The 20940-nt window shown below is 35.9% G+C and carries 21 protein-coding genes; 12 read left to right on the plus strand and 9 right to left on the minus strand.

Annotated elements, in window-relative coordinates; genetic code table 11:
- Positions 1-200: 200 nt before the first annotated feature.
- The 7 genes from mfd to pth all read left to right on the plus strand — a co-directional run bounded on the left by mfd (position 201) and on the right by pth (position 9024).
- The gene (gene mfd, locus B8967_RS13905) at positions 201-3569 is read left to right on the plus strand and encodes a transcription-repair coupling factor (RefSeq protein WP_047484877.1); all 3369 of its coding nucleotides are present in this window, start codon (positions 201-203) and stop codon (positions 3567-3569) included.
- A gap of 370 nt (positions 3570-3939) precedes the next feature.
- Positions 3940-4755 carry a hypothetical protein gene (locus B8967_RS13910; RefSeq protein ID WP_084086495.1) on the plus strand — a complete coding sequence of 272 codons (816 nt, stop codon included), beginning with the start codon at positions 3940-3942 and terminating at the stop codon, positions 4753-4755.
- Between the two features lie 6 nt (positions 4756-4761).
- A complete protein-coding gene (locus tag B8967_RS13915) occupies positions 4762-5580 on the plus strand; it encodes a hypothetical protein (RefSeq protein ID WP_084086496.1) in 819 nt (272 codons plus the stop codon).
- Positions 5581-5588: 8 nt separating this feature from the next.
- Positions 5589-6335 (plus strand): hypothetical protein, encoded by a 747-nt coding sequence (locus tag B8967_RS13920; RefSeq protein WP_084086497.1) that lies wholly within the window; start codon positions 5589-5591, stop codon positions 6333-6335.
- A 153-nt stretch (positions 6336-6488) separates the two neighbouring features.
- Positions 6489-7346 (plus strand): hypothetical protein, encoded by an 858-nt coding sequence (locus B8967_RS13925; protein WP_047484886.1) that lies wholly within the window; start codon positions 6489-6491, stop codon positions 7344-7346.
- Between the two features lie 97 nt (positions 7347-7443).
- Positions 7444-8376 carry a hypothetical protein gene (locus B8967_RS13930; RefSeq protein ID WP_084086498.1) on the plus strand — a complete coding sequence of 311 codons (933 nt, stop codon included), beginning with the start codon at positions 7444-7446 and terminating at the stop codon, positions 8374-8376.
- A gap of 84 nt (positions 8377-8460) precedes the next feature.
- The gene (gene pth, locus B8967_RS13935; RefSeq protein ID WP_047484889.1) at positions 8461-9024 is read left to right on the plus strand and encodes an aminoacyl-tRNA hydrolase; all 564 of its coding nucleotides are present in this window, start codon (positions 8461-8463) and stop codon (positions 9022-9024) included.
- 113 nt (positions 9025-9137) lie between these two features.
- On the opposite strand, the gene B8967_RS13940 is transcribed toward pth, so the two are convergent.
- The 4 genes from B8967_RS13940 to B8967_RS13955 form a co-directional block, all read right to left on the minus strand.
- Positions 9138-9773, minus strand: coding sequence for a carbonic anhydrase family protein (locus B8967_RS13940; protein ID WP_047484891.1), 636 nt, complete (start codon positions 9771-9773; stop codon positions 9138-9140).
- 55 nt (positions 9774-9828) lie between these two features.
- Positions 9829-11421: a SulP family inorganic anion transporter gene (locus B8967_RS13945; RefSeq protein WP_084086499.1), complete on the minus strand. Its 1593-nt coding sequence runs from the start codon at positions 11419-11421 to the stop codon at positions 9829-9831.
- Positions 11422-11568: 147 nt separating this feature from the next.
- A complete protein-coding gene (locus B8967_RS13950; protein WP_047484894.1) occupies positions 11569-11868 on the minus strand; it encodes a hypothetical protein in 300 nt (99 codons plus the stop codon).
- A 21-nt stretch (positions 11869-11889) separates the two neighbouring features.
- Positions 11890-12558: a carbonic anhydrase gene (locus B8967_RS13955; protein ID WP_084086500.1), complete on the minus strand. Its 669-nt coding sequence runs from the start codon at positions 12556-12558 to the stop codon at positions 11890-11892.
- Positions 12559-12949: 391 nt separating this feature from the next.
- Between B8967_RS13955 and B8967_RS13960 the strand changes: the two genes are divergently transcribed.
- Entirely contained in the window at positions 12950-14068 is a 1119-nt protein-coding gene (locus tag B8967_RS13960) for a helix-turn-helix domain-containing protein (protein ID WP_084086501.1), read from the plus strand.
- Between the two features lie 100 nt (positions 14069-14168).
- A complete protein-coding gene (locus tag B8967_RS13965; RefSeq protein ID WP_084086502.1) occupies positions 14169-14777 on the plus strand; it encodes a DUF2306 domain-containing protein in 609 nt (202 codons plus the stop codon).
- On the opposite strand, the gene B8967_RS13970 is transcribed toward B8967_RS13965, so the two are convergent.
- From B8967_RS13970 to B8967_RS13980, 3 genes are read right to left on the minus strand one after another with little or no spacing between them, the layout of a single operon-like run.
- Positions 14774-15328 carry a serine acetyltransferase gene (locus tag B8967_RS13970; protein ID WP_084086503.1) on the minus strand — a complete coding sequence of 185 codons (555 nt, stop codon included), beginning with the start codon at positions 15326-15328 and terminating at the stop codon, positions 14774-14776. The two genes, B8967_RS13965 and B8967_RS13970, sit on opposite strands and share 4 nt — an antisense overlap.
- An 11-nt stretch (positions 15329-15339) precedes the next feature.
- Entirely contained in the window at positions 15340-16500 is a 1161-nt protein-coding gene (locus B8967_RS13975; RefSeq protein WP_047484903.1) for a glycosyltransferase, read from the minus strand.
- Between the two features lie 35 nt (positions 16501-16535).
- Entirely contained in the window at positions 16536-17012 is a 477-nt protein-coding gene (locus B8967_RS13980; protein WP_228406191.1) for an acyltransferase, read from the minus strand.
- 137 nt (positions 17013-17149) lie between these two features.
- Between B8967_RS13980 and B8967_RS13985 the strand changes: the two genes are divergently transcribed.
- From B8967_RS13985 to B8967_RS13995, 3 genes are read left to right on the plus strand one after another with little or no spacing between them, the layout of a single operon-like run.
- The gene (locus B8967_RS13985) at positions 17150-18124 is read left to right on the plus strand and encodes a 3-oxoacyl-ACP synthase III family protein (RefSeq protein WP_084086504.1); all 975 of its coding nucleotides are present in this window, start codon (positions 17150-17152) and stop codon (positions 18122-18124) included.
- Positions 18125-18149: 25 nt separating this feature from the next.
- Complete coding sequence (locus tag B8967_RS13990) at positions 18150-18383, plus strand: phosphopantetheine-binding protein (RefSeq protein WP_047484909.1); 234 nt, start codon at positions 18150-18152, stop codon at positions 18381-18383.
- The gene (locus B8967_RS13995) at positions 18383-19141 is read left to right on the plus strand and encodes an SDR family NAD(P)-dependent oxidoreductase (protein WP_084086505.1); all 759 of its coding nucleotides are present in this window, start codon (positions 18383-18385) and stop codon (positions 19139-19141) included. The genes B8967_RS13990 and B8967_RS13995 overlap by 1 nt, the downstream gene beginning before the upstream one ends.
- Here the strand turns inward: B8967_RS13995 and B8967_RS14000 are convergent, their stop codons facing one another.
- Both B8967_RS14000 and B8967_RS14005 read right to left on the minus strand, forming a co-directional pair.
- Positions 19142-20305 carry a glycosyltransferase gene (locus tag B8967_RS14000; RefSeq protein WP_084086506.1) on the minus strand — a complete coding sequence of 388 codons (1164 nt, stop codon included), beginning with the start codon at positions 20303-20305 and terminating at the stop codon, positions 19142-19144.
- A gap of 69 nt (positions 20306-20374) precedes the next feature.
- Complete coding sequence (locus B8967_RS14005) at positions 20375-20917, minus strand: acyltransferase (RefSeq protein WP_052188464.1); 543 nt, start codon at positions 20915-20917, stop codon at positions 20375-20377.
- Positions 20918-20940: the final 23 nt, after the last annotated feature.

The raw sequence follows: 20940 nt of genomic DNA on the forward strand, positions 1-20940 counted from the left end.
GGAATTTTTTTGATTTTTTTTAACGGGTAATTAAATAAATTAGTAAAAATTAAGATTTATAAAGCCTAATAGCCTCATTTTAAATTAGAACATCTATTGGTTTTTATATTGAAGAAAAATTTATTCTTATCTTTGTATAGCTCAAAACGGTTTCGGAAAACTCCCGAAATCGCTTTTGTCGTTTTATATTACTACTATTTATGCAGTTAAAATCCGTCAATGAAAAGTTTCTTCCCGATCTTTTACAAAAGGAATTTGGGAAAGAAATCTTTATCCAGTTAGAAAATGACCAGCATATTGCCGTGAAAGGGAGTGCTGGATCTTCGGTGTCTGTTTTTGTTGCAGAACTTTTTTTGGTTCAAAAGAAAAGTATTCTTTATCTGGTAGATGATAAAGAAGATGCTTTGTATGCGAATGCAGAAATGGAAGATCTTTTGGGAAAAGAAAAGGTGCTGTATTTTCCGGCCACCCATCTTGAGCCTTATCAGGTGGAGAAAACGCAAAATGCCAATTTGGTATTGAGAACGGAAGTTTTAAATAAACTCAACTCAGGAAGGTCTTCAAAAGTAATTGTAGCTTACGCAGGAGCCTTATCTGAAAAGGTATTAAAGAAAGAAGATTTTAAAGCAATTTCACATCACATAAAAGTAGGAGATCAGCTGGATTTTGATTTTATTGATGAGCTGCTTAATCATTATCATTTTCAACAGACTGACTTTGTTTCGGAGCCTGGAGAGTTTTCTGTGAGAGGGGGAATTGTAGATGTGTTTTCTTATTCTTATGAAAAGCCCTACAGGATCACCTTCTTTGGAAATGAAGTAGAGAGTATTAAAACCTTTGATATAGAAACCCAGCTTTCTCTGGATAAAGTAAAAGAACTTCAGTTGGTTTCCAATATGAATTTTTCTGTAACAGGAAGTAGAGTGTCATTATTACAGCTCTTACCAAAGGACAGTTTTATTGTTTCCAGAAATGGGATGGTGGGGATGCAGAAGATTAAAACATTCTACGAGAAGGCATTAGAGAAATATGATACTTTAAATAAGGATATTGCCCATAGGGCTCCTCAGGAGCTTTTCATTTCAGATCAGGAGTTTCTTTTTGATTATAAAAAATTTAAAACTGTTGATTTTGGTGGCATAACCATAGAAGGGCTGAAGGATATTTCCGAAATTAAAATAGAACAGCTCCCGCAGCCGTCCTTCCATAAAAATTTTGAATTGTTGATTGAAGATCTTGAAGAAAAACAAAGCGAAGGTTTTGATACATGGATATCTTTTTCAACAGAAAAACAAAAGGAAAGACTGGAATCTATTTTTGAAGAACTGGAGCATGAACTTCCATTTAAAAGCTTTAAATCTGAACTTCATGAAGGATTTGTAGATAATGGACATAAGCTTCTGGTGTATACAGATCACCAGATTTTTGACCGTTACCAGAGATATAAGGCCAAAAATACATTTGCCAAGTCTGAACAGCTTACTCTGAAGGACCTGATGTCTTTAAAGATTGGTGATTATATCGCTCATATCGATCATGGAATCGGGAAGTTTATGGGGTTGGTAAAGGTGAACAATGACGGTAAGATTCAGGAATGTTTTAAGCTGACTTATAAAAACGGAGATCTTCTGTATGTCAGCATTCACTCACTCCATAAGATTTCAAAATTTAATGGTCCTGACGGAAAGGAAGTGGTTCTGAGTAAGCTGGGTTCTCCTGCCTGGAAATCTTTAAAACAGAAAACAAAGGCAAAAGTAAAACAGATTGCTTTTGACCTTATACAATTATACGCCCAAAGAAAAACGGCTAAAGGTTTTGCTTATACTCCGGATTCTTACCTGCAGAATGAGCTGGAAGCAAGTTTTATCTATGAAGACACTCCGGATCAGGAAAAAGCAACATTTGATGTGAAGAAAGATATGGAGGCTGATACGGTTATGGACAGGCTGGTATGTGGTGATGTAGGTTTTGGAAAAACTGAAGTGGCCATTCGTGCAGCATTCAAAGCGGCCACAGATGGAAAACAGGTCGCTATATTGGTGCCCACAACTATTTTGGCATTTCAGCATTATAGAAGTTTTAAAGAGAGACTGAAGGATTTTCCTGTAAATGTTGGCTATGTCAACCGTTTCAGAACTGCGAAACAGAAATCGGAGACTTTAGATGCTTTAAAAAATGGAAAAGTAGATATTATTATAGGAACTCATCAATTGGTAAGCGCTTCAGTGAAATTCAAAGACTTAGGATTACTGATCATTGATGAAGAACATAAGTTTGGTGTTTCGGTAAAAGATAAGCTGAAAACATTGAAAAGTAATGTTGATACCCTTACTTTGACCGCTACTCCTATTCCAAGAACATTGCAGTTTTCTTTAATGGCAGCCAGAGATTTGTCGGTCATTAAAACCCCTCCGCCGAACAGGCAGCCAGTTGATACTCAGTTGATCGGATTTAATGAAGAAACTCTTCGTGATGCTGTTTCCTATGAGCTTCAGAGAGACGGACAAGTCTATTTCATCAATAACAGGATTGAAAACCTTAAAGATATTGCAGGGCTTATCCAGCGATTGGTTCCCGATGCCAGAGTTATTACCGGACATGGACAGATGGAAGGTAAGCAGCTGGAAAAAAATGTCTTGGACTTTATGGAAGGGAAATACGATGTGCTGGTTTCTACAACAATTGTGGAAAGTGGAGTGGATGTTCCGAATGCCAATACTATTTTTATTAATGATGCGCAAAGATTCGGAATGGCAGATCTTCATCAGATGAGAGGAAGGGTGGGACGAAGTAACAGAAAAGCATTTTGTTATCTGATTACACCACCTTACGATATGATCACTTCTGATGCCCGAAAACGTCTGGAAGCTATTGAACAGTTTTCTGATCTGGGAAGTGGTTTTCAGATTGCTATGAAGGATCTTGAAATTCGTGGAGCCGGAGATTTATTGGGTGCGGAACAGAGCGGATTCATCAATGAGATGGGATTTGAGACCTATCAGAAATTAATGCAGGAAGCTCTTGAAGAACTTAAAGACGATGCAGACTTTGAAAACCTGTTTGAAAATGAAGAGGACAGACAGAAGCTGTTCAAGTCTGTAAAGGATGTCAATATCGACACAGATCTTGAACTTATGCTGCCAGATTCTTATATTTCCAATACGGAAGAAAGGCTGTTATTGTATCAGAAAATTGCGGAAATAACCAATGAACAGGATCTCCATAAATTTGAACTTGAATTAATAGACCGTTTTGGAGCTCTTCCAAAAGAAGCGGTAAACCTTTTGAAAAGTGTTGCGTTAAAATGGCTGGCAGCAGATATAGGCTTTGAAAAGATTGTGATGAAAAACGGTGTGTTTTTAGGATATTTCCCGGGTAATCCTCAGGATAAATTTTACCAGACAGACAGATTCAGACATATCATTAATTATTTAACCCGAAACCCCGCTGAAGCTCAGCTTAAAGAAAAATCAGGAAAAGAAGGTAATCAGCTCATGATGAGAAAGGAAAGAGTGAAAAATGTAGATGAGGTTAATCTGTTACTAAAAGCGATTATCGAACATCAGTAAGATCCGGTTTTCGAAATGATAAAGCTTCTCCGGGAGCTGAAAAAACATATAGAAACTTAAGTTTTTATATGTTTTTTTGTGATTGTTGTCAGCTTTCTGATTAAAAATATTCATTAATTAGAGAGTTAAAGCGGTTTTAGAGAATATAATATCACTTTTTAATGATAAAAATAAAGCTGCAAGCCTCGTTGTAGAAGGAGGTTGTGGAGCAGCGTGTTCCAGAATAAGCAGATAAAGTATGCTTGTGTAGTAATAATTCTACTTTTATGTGCGAATAATTCTATGGTGTAATGTGTTTATTTCTATGGTGTTAGGTATGTATGGTGGAGGTTTTTGTAGTTCTTAATTTGTACCTTTGCAGTCCTTAATTATGAAAAAAACTATTTATTTCGTTGCTGGATTTCTTTCATTCTATGCCAACGCACAGGTGGGAATCGGGACACCTAAACCAAAGTCAACTCTCGATGTGAATGGAAAAACTACTTTAAGAAGAGAACTTAGAGTAGGAGGAAGCTCCACTCAGGCAGGTGATGCCGGATTGAACGGGCAGATTTTAGTTTCTCAGGGAGAGGGTAAATCTCCTGTTTGGAAGTCGTTGAATGTTTCCTTTATGGAAGAGGGACAATACAAATTGATCAATTCGTATTTGTCGTCAGATCAGGTGGGTATCACCACCCTTACCAATGGTGTTGCAGGAGATAATATTTTTAAAAATAGTGTAGGAGACAATATCACTGATGGTACTAAAGGTAAATGGGTAAAGATTTCAGGTCTTGAAAATAATTTTACCATAAAAAATGGTAGAAACAGATTAACCTATCAGTTCCAGACAGGAGTTGAAATGAAATCGCCAACAGCTACTGTGATCAATGATGTGAGATTTACGTGTGGGGTATTCAGAAATGGAAAGCTTGTAGCTGTCCGTCCTGACAGAATAGAATCTAATAATAATTCTGAAAAAGGAGGTATCCAGGACTATATTTTCACCCTTAATTATACTGAGCAAAATGTACCTGTAGGTGCTCATAAAATTGAAATTGCATGCAGAAAAATTGATGCTTCCAGTACTTCATCACAATTTACGATAGGACGAAATGTACAGGATTCCAATGGAGTATCTAATGCATTTACACTGGAGTCTACGATGAAAATGGATGTGATTGAATTTGTAAGCTATAAAAACTAACAATTGATGAAAAAAATAATATTGACTTTACTTCTTCCGGCAGGATTATTACTGTCTGCTCAGGTGGGAATTAATACAGACTCTCCAAAAGCAAAACTTGATGTAAATGGAGACCTTAATTTAAGAGATAAAATTGCGGTGTATGACTCTTCTGATAATTCTTTATCTCAGGGAAATAATGACCAGTTACTTGTATCACAGGGTGAAGGATATCCTCCAATCTGGAAAACCCTTCGTATTCCTGAATATGAACCGAACAAATTTTATCTGATTTTTAATAATTCATTTTCCGATAAACTGGGAATCAGGTTTAGTTATAATGAACAGTCTAATATAACAACTTCCAGAGGCAGTGTTTTTAATAAAGGTACGCAATATGGTACTTTGAGTAACTTCAAGAAAATTGCAGGGCTTTCACAGGATATCAATGTCTACAGTACAGTCAGCAAAGCTTATTTTCAATTTGAAACGGTAGTACAGGCTAATTTTGATGCAAATGGGGCTACCGATACTTCCATAGACTACGCTTGTGGAATCTTTGTGGATGATAAATTAGTGAATCTGAGACAGAGAAATCTGAAAGCTATTGGTTCTCTACAGCCTTTCCTTACCCATACCCAGATCGGAATTGTTGAAAACCTTACAAAAGGAACTCATACAGTAAGTGTAGGATGTGCAAGACTGGCATCTTATGGGAGTGCATCAGGTAAAACGCTTACTATCGGAATCAATGCAGCATCTAATATCAACAGCTTTATTGCACAGTCTTCTCTGAAAGTAGATGTATATGAGGTTCCTGAGGTGTTTAACCCGATTATAAACTAAATCAAATCATGAAAAAAATATTTTTTATAAAATCTCTTTTACTGGCGGCTGTATGGATGAATGCACAAGTGGGCATCGATACACCAAATCCTACAAATAAACTTGATGTGAATGGAGATTTAAATGTCAGAAAAGAATTAAGAACAGGAGGTACGGATCTTTTAAAAGGTTCTGCAGGAACGAGTGGAGATATCTTTCATAACAACTCAACGATGGCAACCAATGACTGGAAAGCCATTAAAATTGCTGATGGGCAGGGAAGTATGTCTGTATTTTCTATCAATACCGTAGCAGATCAGACAGGGGTTTCTTTTAGCTCCAGCGGGTCAGCTGTTCCTTATAACGAAGGTGATCCTTTAGCCGGAGATTGGACCGTACTGCCAACGGCATTAGATAATTTCTCCGTAACCAATGGAAACAATAAAGTAACATTCTCATTTCAAACTACTGTTCAGAAAACAGCAAAAGGCTCGGCAAGTTTTGCGTGTGGGATTTTTGTAGATGACAGACTGAGAGCTGTAAGAACAGATGTATTGCTGGGAGGCGCAGGAGCTTATAAAATTTTTAATCTGAATGCCACTCTTTCTAATCTTACTCCCAAAAACAAATATGTGGTAAAAGTGGCCTGTATTAAACGTACGCTAAGTGGTACACCAATACCGGTACTGGGAATAGGAAGAGCCGTGGATACTGCAGTACTGAATAATGATATGGCACAGTCCGTTTTGACAACGTCGGTACTACAGCCTTATTAATTTTCATGAAAATATAATAATTAAGAATCTAAAAACGTTATGTTTTTAGATTTTTTTTGTTTTTAAGTCCATTTATTGTGAATTTGTTCGAATAGAGTGTATGCTGTTATCGAAAATTGAATTATATTTGGCGTTATTAAAACTAATTTTTCTATGATAAAAAATTACTTTCTTAAAATATTTACAGGAGTTGCCCTTTTAGGAGTATTAGCATCATGCAATACAACATCTGACCCTACAGAATCAATCCCAAATCCTGATGAAGGAGCTGTCCCTAAAAAGATCCTGGAAAAGATCAGTATGGATAATGTTTCTCAGGAAGAATATATTACAGCGGCCGGAGTTTTAAATCAAGCTGTTTTTAAAGATGATAATTCTAACGCCAATTATACAAGTACGTTAACCTACAATACCAATAAAAAAATCACTAAAATTAATTTTGCAAGCCAGACTCCAGGAAGTTTGTCTTATGAGTTTAATGTAACTCCGGATATTAATGGACAGATTTATAATGCTTCATGTGTGGCAACAGGTTCATTGGCCGGAACATCATACATCAGTGATTATGCTTTTACATATGATGTAGCAGGAAAACTTACCAAGATTCTTGAAAAAAGAAAAGCAGGGGGGATATCTGCCTACAATGTATTCGTAGAAAACGTTTTTGTATATGCCGGAGATAATATTTTTAAGGTGACGAGTTCTAAAGGAATCCTGAATATCAATGGTGTTCCCGACATGACTACAGCTGTTCAAACGGTCTATAGTTTTCAAAATTACGATTCTCAGAAAAGCCCTTTCTCTACACTTCCAAAAGTGTTTTTTATCATGAGAGGTCTGATGAATCCGATCAATTTCTACAGAATGTCTCCAAACAACCCTACGTCAACGTATATTCAGATGCCAGCGCCGGCTCCTGGAGTTAATACGATACAAAGTTATACCTATGATCAGGGATATCCGGTGATTGAGAAAAATCAAAAACTGACCTATAGTTATAAAAATTTGTAAAAGAATTCAATTATTAATCTTATTGGAATATAAATAATAATATAATTTTTATGCAAAAAAAAATTATATTTGTCAAAAAATAATCAATTACCAGGAAATGAAACAACTTTTCTATTTTATTTTATTAATAGCAGGATTTTCTTCAGTGTATTCCTGCAAAAATTTAGTGGATGAAGAAGGAAATCCACTAATAGATCTGAATAATACAGGAGGGTTAAATGGTCCCCGAGCATTATATAAAGAAATTACAGATAAAGATACATTAGCAGAATATCATTATGGTGGACTTCTTGTGAATACAGTAATCACAGATAGTGCATCCATCACTAATGTAATGTATAGTGGAGATAAGATCAGCCAGATTGTCTTTAACGGATTCCTGGATCTTGACGGAAACGGAAAACTGGATAAGGATAGTGTTTCTTTTACCAGACTGCTTACTTATGGAAATACCGGAAGATTGGAAATGATTTCTGAAAACCGTTCTATATTCAGAAGACCTCCACCTGTTCCACCGGCTACTACTCCGGGACCACAGACACTTCTCAGAAAAACAAAATCGCTTTATGGCGTGAAGTATAGTGCTGCGACTGCAAAACTGGATTCTATCATTATGAGAACAGGTCCGGATATAACAGGAACGCCATTTGCTTATGATAACTTCTCAAAAACAGCTTATACCTATTCTGGAGACAATGTTTCCAAAGTAATAAGACATTACGGTCCTATGGCCGGAGGAGTAATGGGAGCTGTTACTACAAAATATAGCTATGAATATTATGCTTATGATAATGAGATCAGTCCTTTCACATTATTACCATTGGCATACAAGATTTCAAGACTTTTAAATACAGATCTTAATGATAAAGAAAGTCTTATATTGTCTCCGAACAATCCTAAGAGATGGTCGTTTACAGATCTTACTCCACCTATCCCTAACCCGATTGTAAAGAGTACAAATTACGTTTATGATCCACAGACTTATATGACAAAAGGATATGGAGTAAACTATATTTACAAACCGCAATAACATTATTTTTAATAATATATAAACTCAACCTTCCAAAGGTTGAGTTTTTTATTTTTTATCTCTTAATTTTGCAAAAAATTTCTGATGAAATATTTAATAGTTGGGCTGGGAAATAAAGGCTCAGAGTACGAAAATACACGTCATAATATAGGATTTAAAGTAGCCGAAAAGATTGCTGAGACACTTGATGTTTCTTTCAACACGGCCAATTTTGGGTGGATGGCTGAAGGTAAACACAAAGGCCGAAAGGTTTTTGTACTGAAACCGGATACTTATATGAATCTTTCAGGAAACGCTGTAAGATACTGGATGCAGAAAGAAAATATCCCTCTAGAGAATGTCCTGATTATAACGGATGACCTTGCGCTTCCTTTCGGTACGTTGAGGATGAAAGGAAAAGGTTCTGATGCCGGACATAATGGACTTAAAAATATTAATGAAGTACTACAGACACAAAACTACACAAGACTCCGTTTTGGAATTTCTGCCGATTTTTCTGCCGGACGTCAGGTAGATTATGTATTGGGTACATGGAGTGGAGAAGAAGCAGAGAAACTTCCCGAAAGGATTGAAACGTTTTCTAAGGCAAGCCTTTCCTTTGTTTTTGCAGGATTGAATAATACCATGTCTGCATTCAACGGGAAATAAGGTTCTGTATTGAGGAGCATACATAAAATGAAAAGGCCATCGAAACTCGATGGCCTTTTATTATAGTTGCTAGTGAGGTAAGATCTGCCTACTTCTATAAGGATATTAATCTTCTATAACCAGGTTACAGATCCTGTTTCAACGTTATAGTTTGCACCCACGATTTTAATCTTACCCTCATTCTCAAGGTTTCGAAGGGTTGAACTTTGCTTACGGATATCTTCGATCGCGCTTCTTACATTTTGCTGATTAAGTCTCTCCAAAAGTGAGCTGTTTTTTGATGAACGCTCTTCGTTTTCCTCAATGATTTGATTAATGATAGGGTCAAAATGGTTGATAAGATGGTTGAGGTTATCCATTCCCAGACCTTCAATCTGTGCTGCATCAAGACCTCCTTTTAAGGCACCGCATTTAGTATGACCTAATACTACGATAAGTTTAGAGCCGGCTACATTACAGCCAAACTCCATGGACCCCAGAATATCCTGGTTAACAAAATTACCGGCAATTCTGATGCTGAAAACATCTCCTAATCCCTGATCAAAGATAAGCTCTGCAGAAGTACGGCTGTCTATGCAGCTTAAAACTACAGCAAAAGGCCATTGTCCTTCACGTGTAGCATTAACCTGCTCAAGCAGATCTCTGTTAGCTTTAAGATTGTTTACGAACCTTTGGTTTCCTTCCTTTAAAAAATCTAATGCTTTTTCAGGAGTAATCGTCGATTGGGTTTCGTATGTATGTGCTTTCATATAGTATGTAATTGTTTTTTGAATTTAAATTTAAAAAAGTTGATGAGTAATGAGACTACATTGCTCTTTTATGGGTAACCAGAATATGGGAATCTTCACTTCTTTCATAATCTCTGTATGAAGTTTTGAAGCCTAAAAGTTCTACCATGATATCCTGTTCCTTTGCACGGATATTGGCAAAGTCCTGAATCATTTCCAGTACATCAGTAGCAATGTACGAAGTACTTCTTGCATCAATGGTTACCGTAGAATTGGGTTTAATATTTTTAAGTGTTTTTTTGATAGCTGCCTTATTTAAAAATGAAACTTCCTCAGCTAATTTGATGTTGATCCCATCGGCATCATCCAGCTTTTCACGGCTTAGATAATAAGCTCTTTTCATATTTCCCTGAAGGATATAGAAGATAGAGATAGCAAGACCAATTCCTACTCCTTTTAATAGATCTGTTGCTACAACAGCTGCAACAGTGGCTACAAATGGAATAAACTGGAATTTTCCTAAATGCCAGAAATGTTTAAATGTAGCTGGTTTTGCCAGTTTATACCCTACTAAAATTAATACCGCAGCCAAAGTAGCTAATGGAATTAGATTAAGAATGACAGGTATAGAAAGTACACAGATCAGTAAGAAAAGTCCATGGATAATAGCTGATATTTTAGAAGTTGCCCCTGCATTTGCATTGGCAGAACTTCTTACCACAACAGACGTCATAGGAAGACCACCAATAAATGAACTGATCAGATTCCCTATTCCCTGTGCTTTAAGCTCAAGATTAGTATCCGTAATTCTTCGCTGTCTGTCTAATCTATCTGATGCTTCAATACAAAGTAAGGTTTCAATAGATGCAACAATAGCAATAGTAGCTCCTACGATCCATACTTTTGGATTGGTAAAACCATTAAAATCAGGAGTGACAATCAGGTTTTTAAAATCTTCCAAAGACTGAGGAACCGGTAAAGAAACCAAATGTTGAGTTTCAATAGCCAAAGAACTTCCTGCCATCTTAAATAGTTGATTTAGAATAATACTTGCAATTACTGCAACCAATGCTCCTGGAAGCATTTTCATCCTTTTCAGTACGTGAATTTTATCCCATGCGATAAGAATGGCAACAGAAACTAAAGTAACAATGATGGCTCCGGGTTGGATGGCTCCCAATAATTCAGTAAAATATCCGAAGTTTAAGCCATTGTCAAAAATAGATTCATGTCCTTCATAATCTTTATCGAATCCTAAGGCATGTGGAATCTGTTTCAAAATAATAATGATTCCTATGGCGGCAAGCATTCCTTCGATAACGTTATTCGGGAAATAGTTGGAAATACTTCCGGCCCTTACAAATCCCAGAATTAATTGAATCAGTCCTGCAATGATCCCCGCACAAAGGAAGAGTTCAAATGCACCAAGATCTGTTATGGCTGTTAACACTATAGCCGTTAAACCTGCAGCAGGTCCGGAGACTGAAATATTTGAATTACTAAGGAATCCTACCACCAGGCCACCTACAATACCGGAAATAATACCGGATAATGGGGGAGCACCTGAAGCTAACGCAATTCCTAAACATAGTGGGAGTGCCACTAAAAATACCACGAGTCCTGAAGGAATATTCTCCTTAATTCCTCCTATTAATGATGTCTTTTTCATGATGTGAAGCTGTGAGAAATAACCGGCTTATTTGTCTTTAAATAAGTCTGTTATAAAAGTTGAAAAATTTTTAATTTTTAAAGTACGTGTGTATTCAATATCAAAAAGTTGATAGAGAATAGGTATCAAAAAAATCTAACTATGGAGTTAAGCTTCCGGAGGAGGAGAAAATATACTAAGGAAAGGGGATAGATGAAAAGAATCATCTACCAGTACAAAAGACATTCCCTGAAAATCAGGTTCCGAAAACTTCAGATAATCGAATACATTTAAAGTTTTCGGAATAGCTTTTTCATAAACAATAAAAGAAGACGGGTGAGAATGCGGTTCTTCTTCGTTCACTATTATATTGGTTCTCAAAATATCCCAGCCTGCAACCGCAGCTATGCTTGGCAGCGCTGTAAAATTTAGAAAAAACGTTAATACAATAATACTCCAGAACTTCATTTCACATTCTTTTTAGAAAAACTACTTTGTTTTTCTGCTCATGACCCAGTCTGAACTCGTAAGGTTATAGATTTTCTGGATGTCTTTTAAGATTTTCTCAAAATCAATCTCCAAATCAATGATCTTACCCGTTCTAAGGTCAAATACCCAGCCGTGCACTACAGGATACTCTTCTAAGATATATCTTTCCTGTACACAAGCCATTTTGACAACGTTGATGCACTGCTCCTGAACATTAAGTTCAACAAGTCTGTCATAACGCTTGTCTTCATCTTCAATAGAATCAAGTTCAGCTTGATGCAATCTGTAAACATCACGAATGTTTCTCAGCCATGGATTTAATAATCCCAAATCCTGAGGAGTCATCGCTGCTTTTACACCACCGCAGTTGTAATGTCCACATACTATAATGTGCTTTACTTTAAGATGTTCTACAGCATATTGGATTACTGCTGTGGAGCTCATATCTAAAGTGTTGACAACATTGGCAATATTTCTGTGAACAAAAACTTCGCCCGGTTTTGCACCCATCAGTTCTTCCGCTGTGGCTCTACTGTCTGAACATCCGATATACAAATAATCAGGATGCTGAGTTTTTGCTAGCTCTTCGAAGAAGTGTGGATCTTCTGATACTTTGGATTCTACCCATTTTTTGTTGTTTTCAAAAATAACTTTGTACGATTGTGACATAATTTTAAATTTTTAAAAGTTTATAATTATTTATTTCGTTTAAATTATTTCCAAAATCAATAGACTAAATCAATAATCATACAAAAATATACTTTTTGCAGAAGAATTGACCAGTTTTAACAAAGTTTAATATTAAAATATGCTTAAAATCATGTCTAATAAACCGGTATACTTTGTCTTACAGTAAGTGTTGGCACTATTATAATTCAAACGTTTAAATAACTAAGATAAAATTACAAAGTATAAATTAGAATTTGAGAAATGTAGATTAAAATATTTTTAAAATTTTCTGTTGCTCATAAGAACTGTGGATCAGTATATTCAAAATAAATAATCATTTACTGTGGAAAAATGAATAAATTAAGGTCCTGATTTTAACCTTATAGTTTCAATGGAGGATTTCGATCTGGGCATATTTTATTGGGCAGGAATTGTTATTGCCTGTTTTTCATCTTTTCTAATATTGGGAAAGCAGAAAAAGAAAACTGTAGATTTTCTTTTGGCCTTCTGGTTTCTGATTATAGGAATACATCTTGTTTTCTTTGTGTTGTTCCGCTCGGGAGGTTATTTAAAATTTCCTTATCTCATCGGATTTGAAATTCCTTTTCCTTTCATGCATGGTCCGATGTTGTATCTGTATATTCTGAGCCTTACAGGCAGAAGTACGGGGAAAAAGATGTGGCTATTGCATTGGGTACCTGTTTTGATGATTTATATGATTTTACTTCAATTTCTAATGCTGCCTCCACAGGATAGGATGACGGTTTATCAGAATAAGGGTAAGGGATATGAAGTGTTGAGTGATATTATCAAATTTTTAATGATTTTATCCGGAATTTTATATGTGGGATTAAGTCTTCTTGCAGTCAGGAAATACAAAAAAGAAATTTCCGATCAATACTCTAATACTGAAAAAATTAACCTGAATTGGTCCTATTATCTGATTACGGGGATTGCATTCATATGGATTGCAGTTATCATAAGGAATGATATTCTTATTTTTTCCATGGTTGTTTTGTTTATTCTGGTTGCAGCTTATTTCGGTATCAGTCGTGTGGGTATTTTGGATCTACCGATTGCCGTTGATGTTACCGGTGAAAAAGAAGCTGATCATAATGTGGCAAAGTATCAGAAAAACTCTCCGGGAGATAATGTTATACAGGCTATTTATGAAAAACTGGTATATAAGATGAAACACGAAAAGCTGTATAAAGATCCGGATCTGAATCTGAATCATGTGGCGCAGCTGTTGGATGTTCATCCCAACCTATTATCCCAGACAATTAATTCATTGGAAAATAAAAATTTTTATGACTATATCAACCGACAGCGGATTGAGGAGTTTAAAAGAATAGCCATGCTTCCTGAAAACCAAAAGTACACGATTTTATCACTGGCTTTTGAAAGCGGGTTCAATTCCAAAACCTCATTTAACAGGAATTTTAAAAAATATATGAATTGTTCTCCAAGAGAGTTTCTAAAAAGTCAAAATCTTACATTAGAAGAGTAAGTGTCACATAATAAGTGATATAATATTTGTTTCATCTTTCATTTTGGAACAGTTGAGCCTTTCTTTATCCTCATTTTTACAGAAAATTTAATCAACTGTTATGAAGAGATTCTTATTTGTTATCCTATCTATTTTTGCATTGCTTATTGGTGCTTATCCTTTAATTTATGTTTTTGTTGAACACAAAAACACTTTTCTGGGTTCCAAATCATTGGAGGTGCTTCAAAACTCAATCTGGAAAATTGCATTTTTCGCGCATATTATTTTTGGGGGAATTTCCCTCTTCATTGGCTGGCGTCAGTTTGGAAGCCAGTTCAGAAATAAATATATGAAGATGCACAGAGTCATTGGAAAACTCTACGTAGGCTCAGTGCTGATAAGTTCCGTTTCTGCAATTTATATGGGAGTGTATGCTAACGGAGGAATTGTGTCATGTGTCGGATTTGTTTGCCTGGGAATTATCTGGTTGATCACAACTTTGGCAGCAGTAGTGTATATAACCAAAGGTAACATAGTAAAGCATCAACAATTCATGGTATACAGCTATGCCTGTACCTTTGCTGCAGTAACATTAAGACTCTGGTTTCCCATTTTAAAGAGTATCACACAGGATCCGGACAATTCCTACATTGCTGTAGCCTGGCTATGCTGGCTTCCCAATCTTTTGGTAGCGTATCTTATTAACAAAAAGAATGGGGTGACCAATTAAACTTTATTGTTGATATAACCGTTTGTCGCTTCTGTGGTAGGGTAAATCTTTCCAGGGTTTCCCATGACCATAGAATCGTCAGGCACGTCAAAATTGACGTATGAGTTCGGGGCGATCAATACATTGTTTCCAATGTTGATACTCCCGACAATCACTGCATTGGGTCCAATCCATACTTCATCACCAATCACTGGAAAACCTTCGTTCTTACCACGGTTTTGCTGCCCAATGGTTACCCCCTGTGCTATATTGCAGTTTTTTCCAATTTTGGTTTTAGGATTGATAACCAGTGCCCCGAAATGCCCCAGATATAATCCTTCCCCGATTTCAGTTTCAGGGTAGATCTGGAAGCCGTATTTTATTTGAAAATGCCTCAAAACAATTCTCCAGAATAGTCCGGAAATAGCTTTTTTATTACTTTTCTGAGCTTTTCTAAATAGATAAATATAATGGAGATTAGGATTGATACATTTTTTCAAAATTTCAAAAGTAGAAAGCCATTTGCCGCTTTCCCTGTAAAAATCTTTCTGTATTGCTGTGTAGTCTGGCATAACAAAATATTTTATACTTCATCAATAATTTCCTGAAGATGCGCTACCGATTTCTGAAGCACAAATGGAAGGTCTGCTGCTGCAATTTCCTTTTCATACTGGCTGGCAAGCTCCTTATTCAGGAGGAATTTTTTCATTCCTTCATAGATTCCTTCTTCCGAATTGGGAGTAATGATACCCAGTTTTCCCTCCTGCAGAAGATCCTTGATTCCGGATACATCCGTAGAAACTACAGGTTTATTAAGGATAAGGGCTTCCGCAATAATCGTAGGAAATCCTTCATGCCTTGATGACATGACATAAAAATCTGATTGTTTCAAATAAGGATAAGGATTATTTCTGAATCCCAGCATTTTTACTGTTTCCTGAAGTTCAAGATGGTTAAGTTTTGACTGAATATTCTCAAAATCAAATCCGTCACCAATAATGATGATCTGATGTTTTAGCCCTTCATCAATAAGTTTTTTGTGTACATCCAGAAGCCTGTCATAGCCTTTCTGTGGATATACGGTCCCTATAGTGACAAAAGTGGGAAGATTCTTTGAAAATGGAAAATCGTCAATAGGAAGGTCTGCTTTTTTTAAAGTATCTCCTTTATCAATAGGATTAAAGATTTTGATAACAGCCTGCTGTTCCCTTTCATTTTGGGCAAGTTTCTGCATTTCTTCTTTCAGTTTATTGGAGATTACCAATATTCTGTCGAATTTGAAAAGCTGTCTGATTACATCCGGAGTGTATTCTTTCAGATTAAAGATGTCATTCTGGATCCAGATGATTTTTTTTGAATCTTTTTGCGGGCTGGATAGCAGCTCTCTGTACATGCCATGGATAGCAGCTATTTCTATATCGTATTTTTTATCCTTTAAAATAAATTTGTAGAGTAGTGACGGGAACCATAAAAACATTTTTTGATACAGTACCCTGAAAGCTTTTACAGGAATCTCATGAGGTTTGTTAGTAGTGATCATTTCCCCTTTCAAAAGGTAGTATAGATTTACCCATGACGGAACCTCCTTAATATACATTCCGGTGTAGAGATTAATCAGTAAGTCTACTTCATATTTATCTTCAGGGAGATTTTTAAGAAAATTGACCAAAACCTTTTCTGCTCCACCATGGCGAAGAGAACCGATTCTGATTAGGATTTTTTTCTTTTGAGGTGTGTTGTTCATCAATGGTTTAATAAATGTGTTTTGGTATAGAGTGTTTATCTGATTCTTCGGGCCTTTTTAAATTTATAAGGTAAATTAGCCTTAATATATTCATCCAGTTTTTTACGGTCCTTCTCAAGTTCCCGAGGGTATTCCGGATTGTTCTTTAAAACAATATCGCCATAATCCTCAATTGTACAAAGAAACTGTGCTGGATTTCCTACAAAAACAGAATTGTCGGGCATAGATTGAGACAATACAGAATTAGCTCCCAATATACAGTTGTTTCCAATTTGTACATCCTGCGTAATCACACAGTTGATCCCAATGGTACAATTATTTCCGATTTTTATCCTTCCGAAAATTCTTGCATCCTCATATCCGGGAAGCTTTCTCAATAAAGTAGTTGTTCCGCCGTGATTAACAAATCTTACCCCAGCGGCAATATTAACATCATCTCCAATTTCAATAAGATAAGGTTCCGTTCCAAAATAAATTTTGTCCGGCATATTGAAATTTTTTCCTACTTTCATACCACGATATTGAGCCGCCTCCAAACTTGCCTTATTAAGAAAAGTATGATAGACGGAATATATTTTTAGTACTAGTCGGTATATGAATATCATTATTGTAAATTTGTTTTTTACTTTTGCAAAGAAAAAGAATTTATATGATAAAAGTTTCCAAAATAGAATATTATTTGCCGGAATTGGTTCTTACCAACAAGGATTTGGAAAAAGAGTTTCCCGAATGGAGTTCCGAAAGAATCCATGAAAAAGTAGGCATTTCACAGCGCCATATTTCTGCAGCTCATGAGACCGTATTGGATCTTGCTGTACAATCTTCAGAGAAACTTTTTGAAAATTATGACCGGAGTAAAATAGATTTTATTCTCTTCTGTACCCAAAGTCCGGATTATTTTCTTCCTACAACAGCCTGTATTTTGCAGGATAAACTTGGGTTGAGAAAAAATATAGGAGCTATGGATTTTAATCTGGGGTGCTCAGGGTTTGTTTATGGCCTGGCATTTGCCAAAGGTTTAATAGCTGCCGGAATTGCTAAAAATATATTGTTAGTCACTTCTGAAACATATACAAAGCATATTAATCCGAAAGATAAAGGAAACCGAAGCATATTTGGTGATGCTTCTGCTTCTACTATTATTGAGCAGGTAGAAAATGCAGGAGATTACAAATTCTGTTTGGGAACAGATGGTAGTGGTGCAGAAAACCTTATTGTAAAAAAAGGAGCATTCCGTACAGATTTTGAATTGAGTCCTGATAATGAGTTTGACCCTGAAAATCTTTATATGAATGGACCGGAGATTTTTAATTTTACCATAGAAAATATCCCCGGGCTTGTAAAAGAAACAATGGAGGTGAATGGATTTACCATGGATGATATCGACCATTTTGTTTTTCATCAGGCTAATTCCTTTATGCTCAATTATCTTAGGAAAAAAACCAAAATACCGACAGAAAAATTCTATATTGACATGGAGAAAACCGGAAATACAGTTTCAGCTACTATTCCAATCGCTTTGAAGAATATGATGGATAAAGGAATACTGAAAAAAGGTGATAAAGTTCTACTGGCAGGTTTTGGAGTAGGATATTCCTGGGGAGCAACCGTGTTAGATTTTTAATAAGTATAAACATAAAATAAGAAATATGAAGACATCTGTTTTTTTAGAAAAACTGCAAGAAGAATTAGAAGAAGATCAGGCGCTTACGCTGGATACTAACCTGAAAGAACTGGAAAGTTATGATTCAATCAGCCTGCTTTCTGTGATTGCTTTCGTGGATGAAAATTTCAATAAAAAAATTGATACAAAACAATTTAAGGATATTGAAAAAGTATCTGATCTTGTAGATATTATTGGTAAAGAAAACTTTGAAGATTAATGAATCAGTTTTCATTAAAAGATAAAATTATTCTTATTACAGGGGCTTCTTCCGGAATCGGGAGAAGCTGTTCTGTAGAATGCAGTAATAGCGGAGCAGGTCTGATCCTGGTCGCTAGAAATGAAGAAGAGCTGCAGAAAACGGTATCAATGCTGGCTCCTTATACTAAAGTGGAGACTATCATTGCCGATATTGCACAAAGTGAGAATCTTGAAGAGCTGATTGCGGAAAAAGTGTTGCAGATAGGAAAGATTTCAGGATTTATTCATTGTGCAGGAGTAGAAAAAACGCTTCCGCTTAAAAAGCATACTCCCCAGCTGTATCATGATATTTTTGCTGTGAATGTAATTGCAGGATTTGAAATCGCTAAAATTTTGTCCCTTAAAAAATATAAAACCGAAGCTTCTAGTTTTGTTTTTATTTCTTCTGTGGCAGGAATGGTCGGTGAGATAGGGAAGGCTGCTTACTCTTCCAGCAAAGGTGCTGTCATTTCAGGAGCCCGCTCTATGGCTATGGAACTTTCCAGGAGTAATATCCGTGTCAACAGTATAAGCCCTGCCATGGTACATACCCCTATTCTGGAAAAAATGTTTGCCGACATTGGTGAAGAGGCTGCTGAAGAAATTCTTAAAAAACATCCTCTTGGAATTGGAAATCCTGAAGATGTTGCTAATGCCTGTATCTTTTTGCTTTCCGATGCTGCGAAATGGATAACCGGTTCAAATCTTGTGGTAGACGGCGGATATTCTGCTCAATAATCAACGTTGGTAAAGATCGTTGATGATGCTCTCTACTGCATTGAATATTTTCTGATTGTCAAACTGATCTTCAATGGTTTCCAGATTTTTTCTGATATGAGATATAAGTTCTTGGTCAGTTAGAAATGTTTTCATGGCTTCATACATTTCATTCGTGTCATAATTGATAAGATAACCGGTTTCACGATCTTTAATCATTACTCCTACATCTCCTGTATCGGTAGCAATAATTGGTTTTTGAAGAATTAATGCTTCTGCGATCACTAAAGGCCAGGCCTCGGATTCTGAAGAAAGGATAAAATAATCTGCTTTTTTAATGTACGGATAAGGGTTCATTCTATTCCCACATAAAATGAACGTTTCCTGAACATTGTTGTTGAGAATCTGCTGTGTCAGATTTTTCATTTCCTCTCCGTTTCCAATCACGACAACACGGTGATGGAATCCTTCATCAATCAGTTTTTTGTGAGCATCAATTAATTTGTGATAACCTTTTCTGTTGTGGAGACGGCCTACAGAAACAAAAACGGGCCCTTCCTGTGGAAAGTCTTCTATTTTTTCTTCTGCCTTCTTTTTAATTTCCTCTATCGGAATAGCATTGATTACAACAGTCTCAGCGGGATACTGCAGATCCGGATAAGACTGATGCATAATATCCTTGATCTTTTGTGAGCAGTAAATCATATGATCAAACTGTGGGAAATTTTCAAGAATATCCGGAACTAAAGGTTTCATGCCCGGGACATTGATCTCAGAGTGGAACCAACCTATTTTTTTTGAATCTTTATTGCTGGAATTGATAACCGACGAAAATGCCGCATAAGTAGGAGCAATTTCAATATCAAACTTTTTGTTTCCTAATATACGATCAGAAATTTTGTGATCTTTTAAAGCACGCGAAAGTTTTAACCTCCTGCGGATAAGTTGAAATTTATGGATTAGTGCATTTTGAGAAAAGCTTTCTTTACCATCGGCAAGGTATACCTTTTTTACATGGTGGGGAAATTCGTCTTTAAGCTCTCCCTGATTGAGATTAAGACATACTGTGATGTCAAATTTATCAGGGTTTAGATTATTGAGCATGCTTAATATAACTTTTTCCACACCACCCATTTCCATAGACCGGTGTCTGAAAAGAACTTTTATTTTTTCGTTTTCTGACATTATCTGAAAAATTTATGTACAATAATGGAGATTTTCTTCTTCATTCTATGTAAAATCTGTGTTGGTATTTTAGAGCGGATTTAAAATTAAATCCTGCTTATTGATTACCTGTGTATTGGGAGGAATATCCTGATAAATAGTACATCCGGCACCAATAATACAGTTGTCACCTATTGTTACCCCTTTGAGAACGGTTACGTTACTTCCAAGCCAGCAATTGCTGCCTATTTTTATAGGAGCTTTATTAAACTTTGATGGATATACTTTAAACTCAGGAGATGTTTCATAACAATGGTTATGATCATAGAGTTTTACATTTTCCCCAAATAATGTATGATCCCCTATGGAGATATGTTCCATACAATTAATTGAACAGAAGTTATTCATAAAAAAATCAGTCCCTATCTGTAAAGAGGCATTTTCTAAAACAAGAATAGAAATATAGTTTCTAAAATCTGCTGACTGCCCAATATTCACTTTTTTCAAGTTTTTATCCAGGACAAAATGATTGCCTACACCAATCCTTATATTCTGGGAAAATACGTTAGGGTGCTTTTTTAAAGAAGACAGTTGTTTTTTTCTTTGAATTTTTTCAAAAAAATTATAAAGCATATTGTAACTTTTTTTTTTCACTT

Source organism: Chryseobacterium sp. YR221 (assembly GCF_900176315.1).
GTDB classification, from domain to species: domain Bacteria; phylum Bacteroidota; class Bacteroidia; order Flavobacteriales; family Weeksellaceae; genus Chryseobacterium; species Chryseobacterium rhizosphaerae.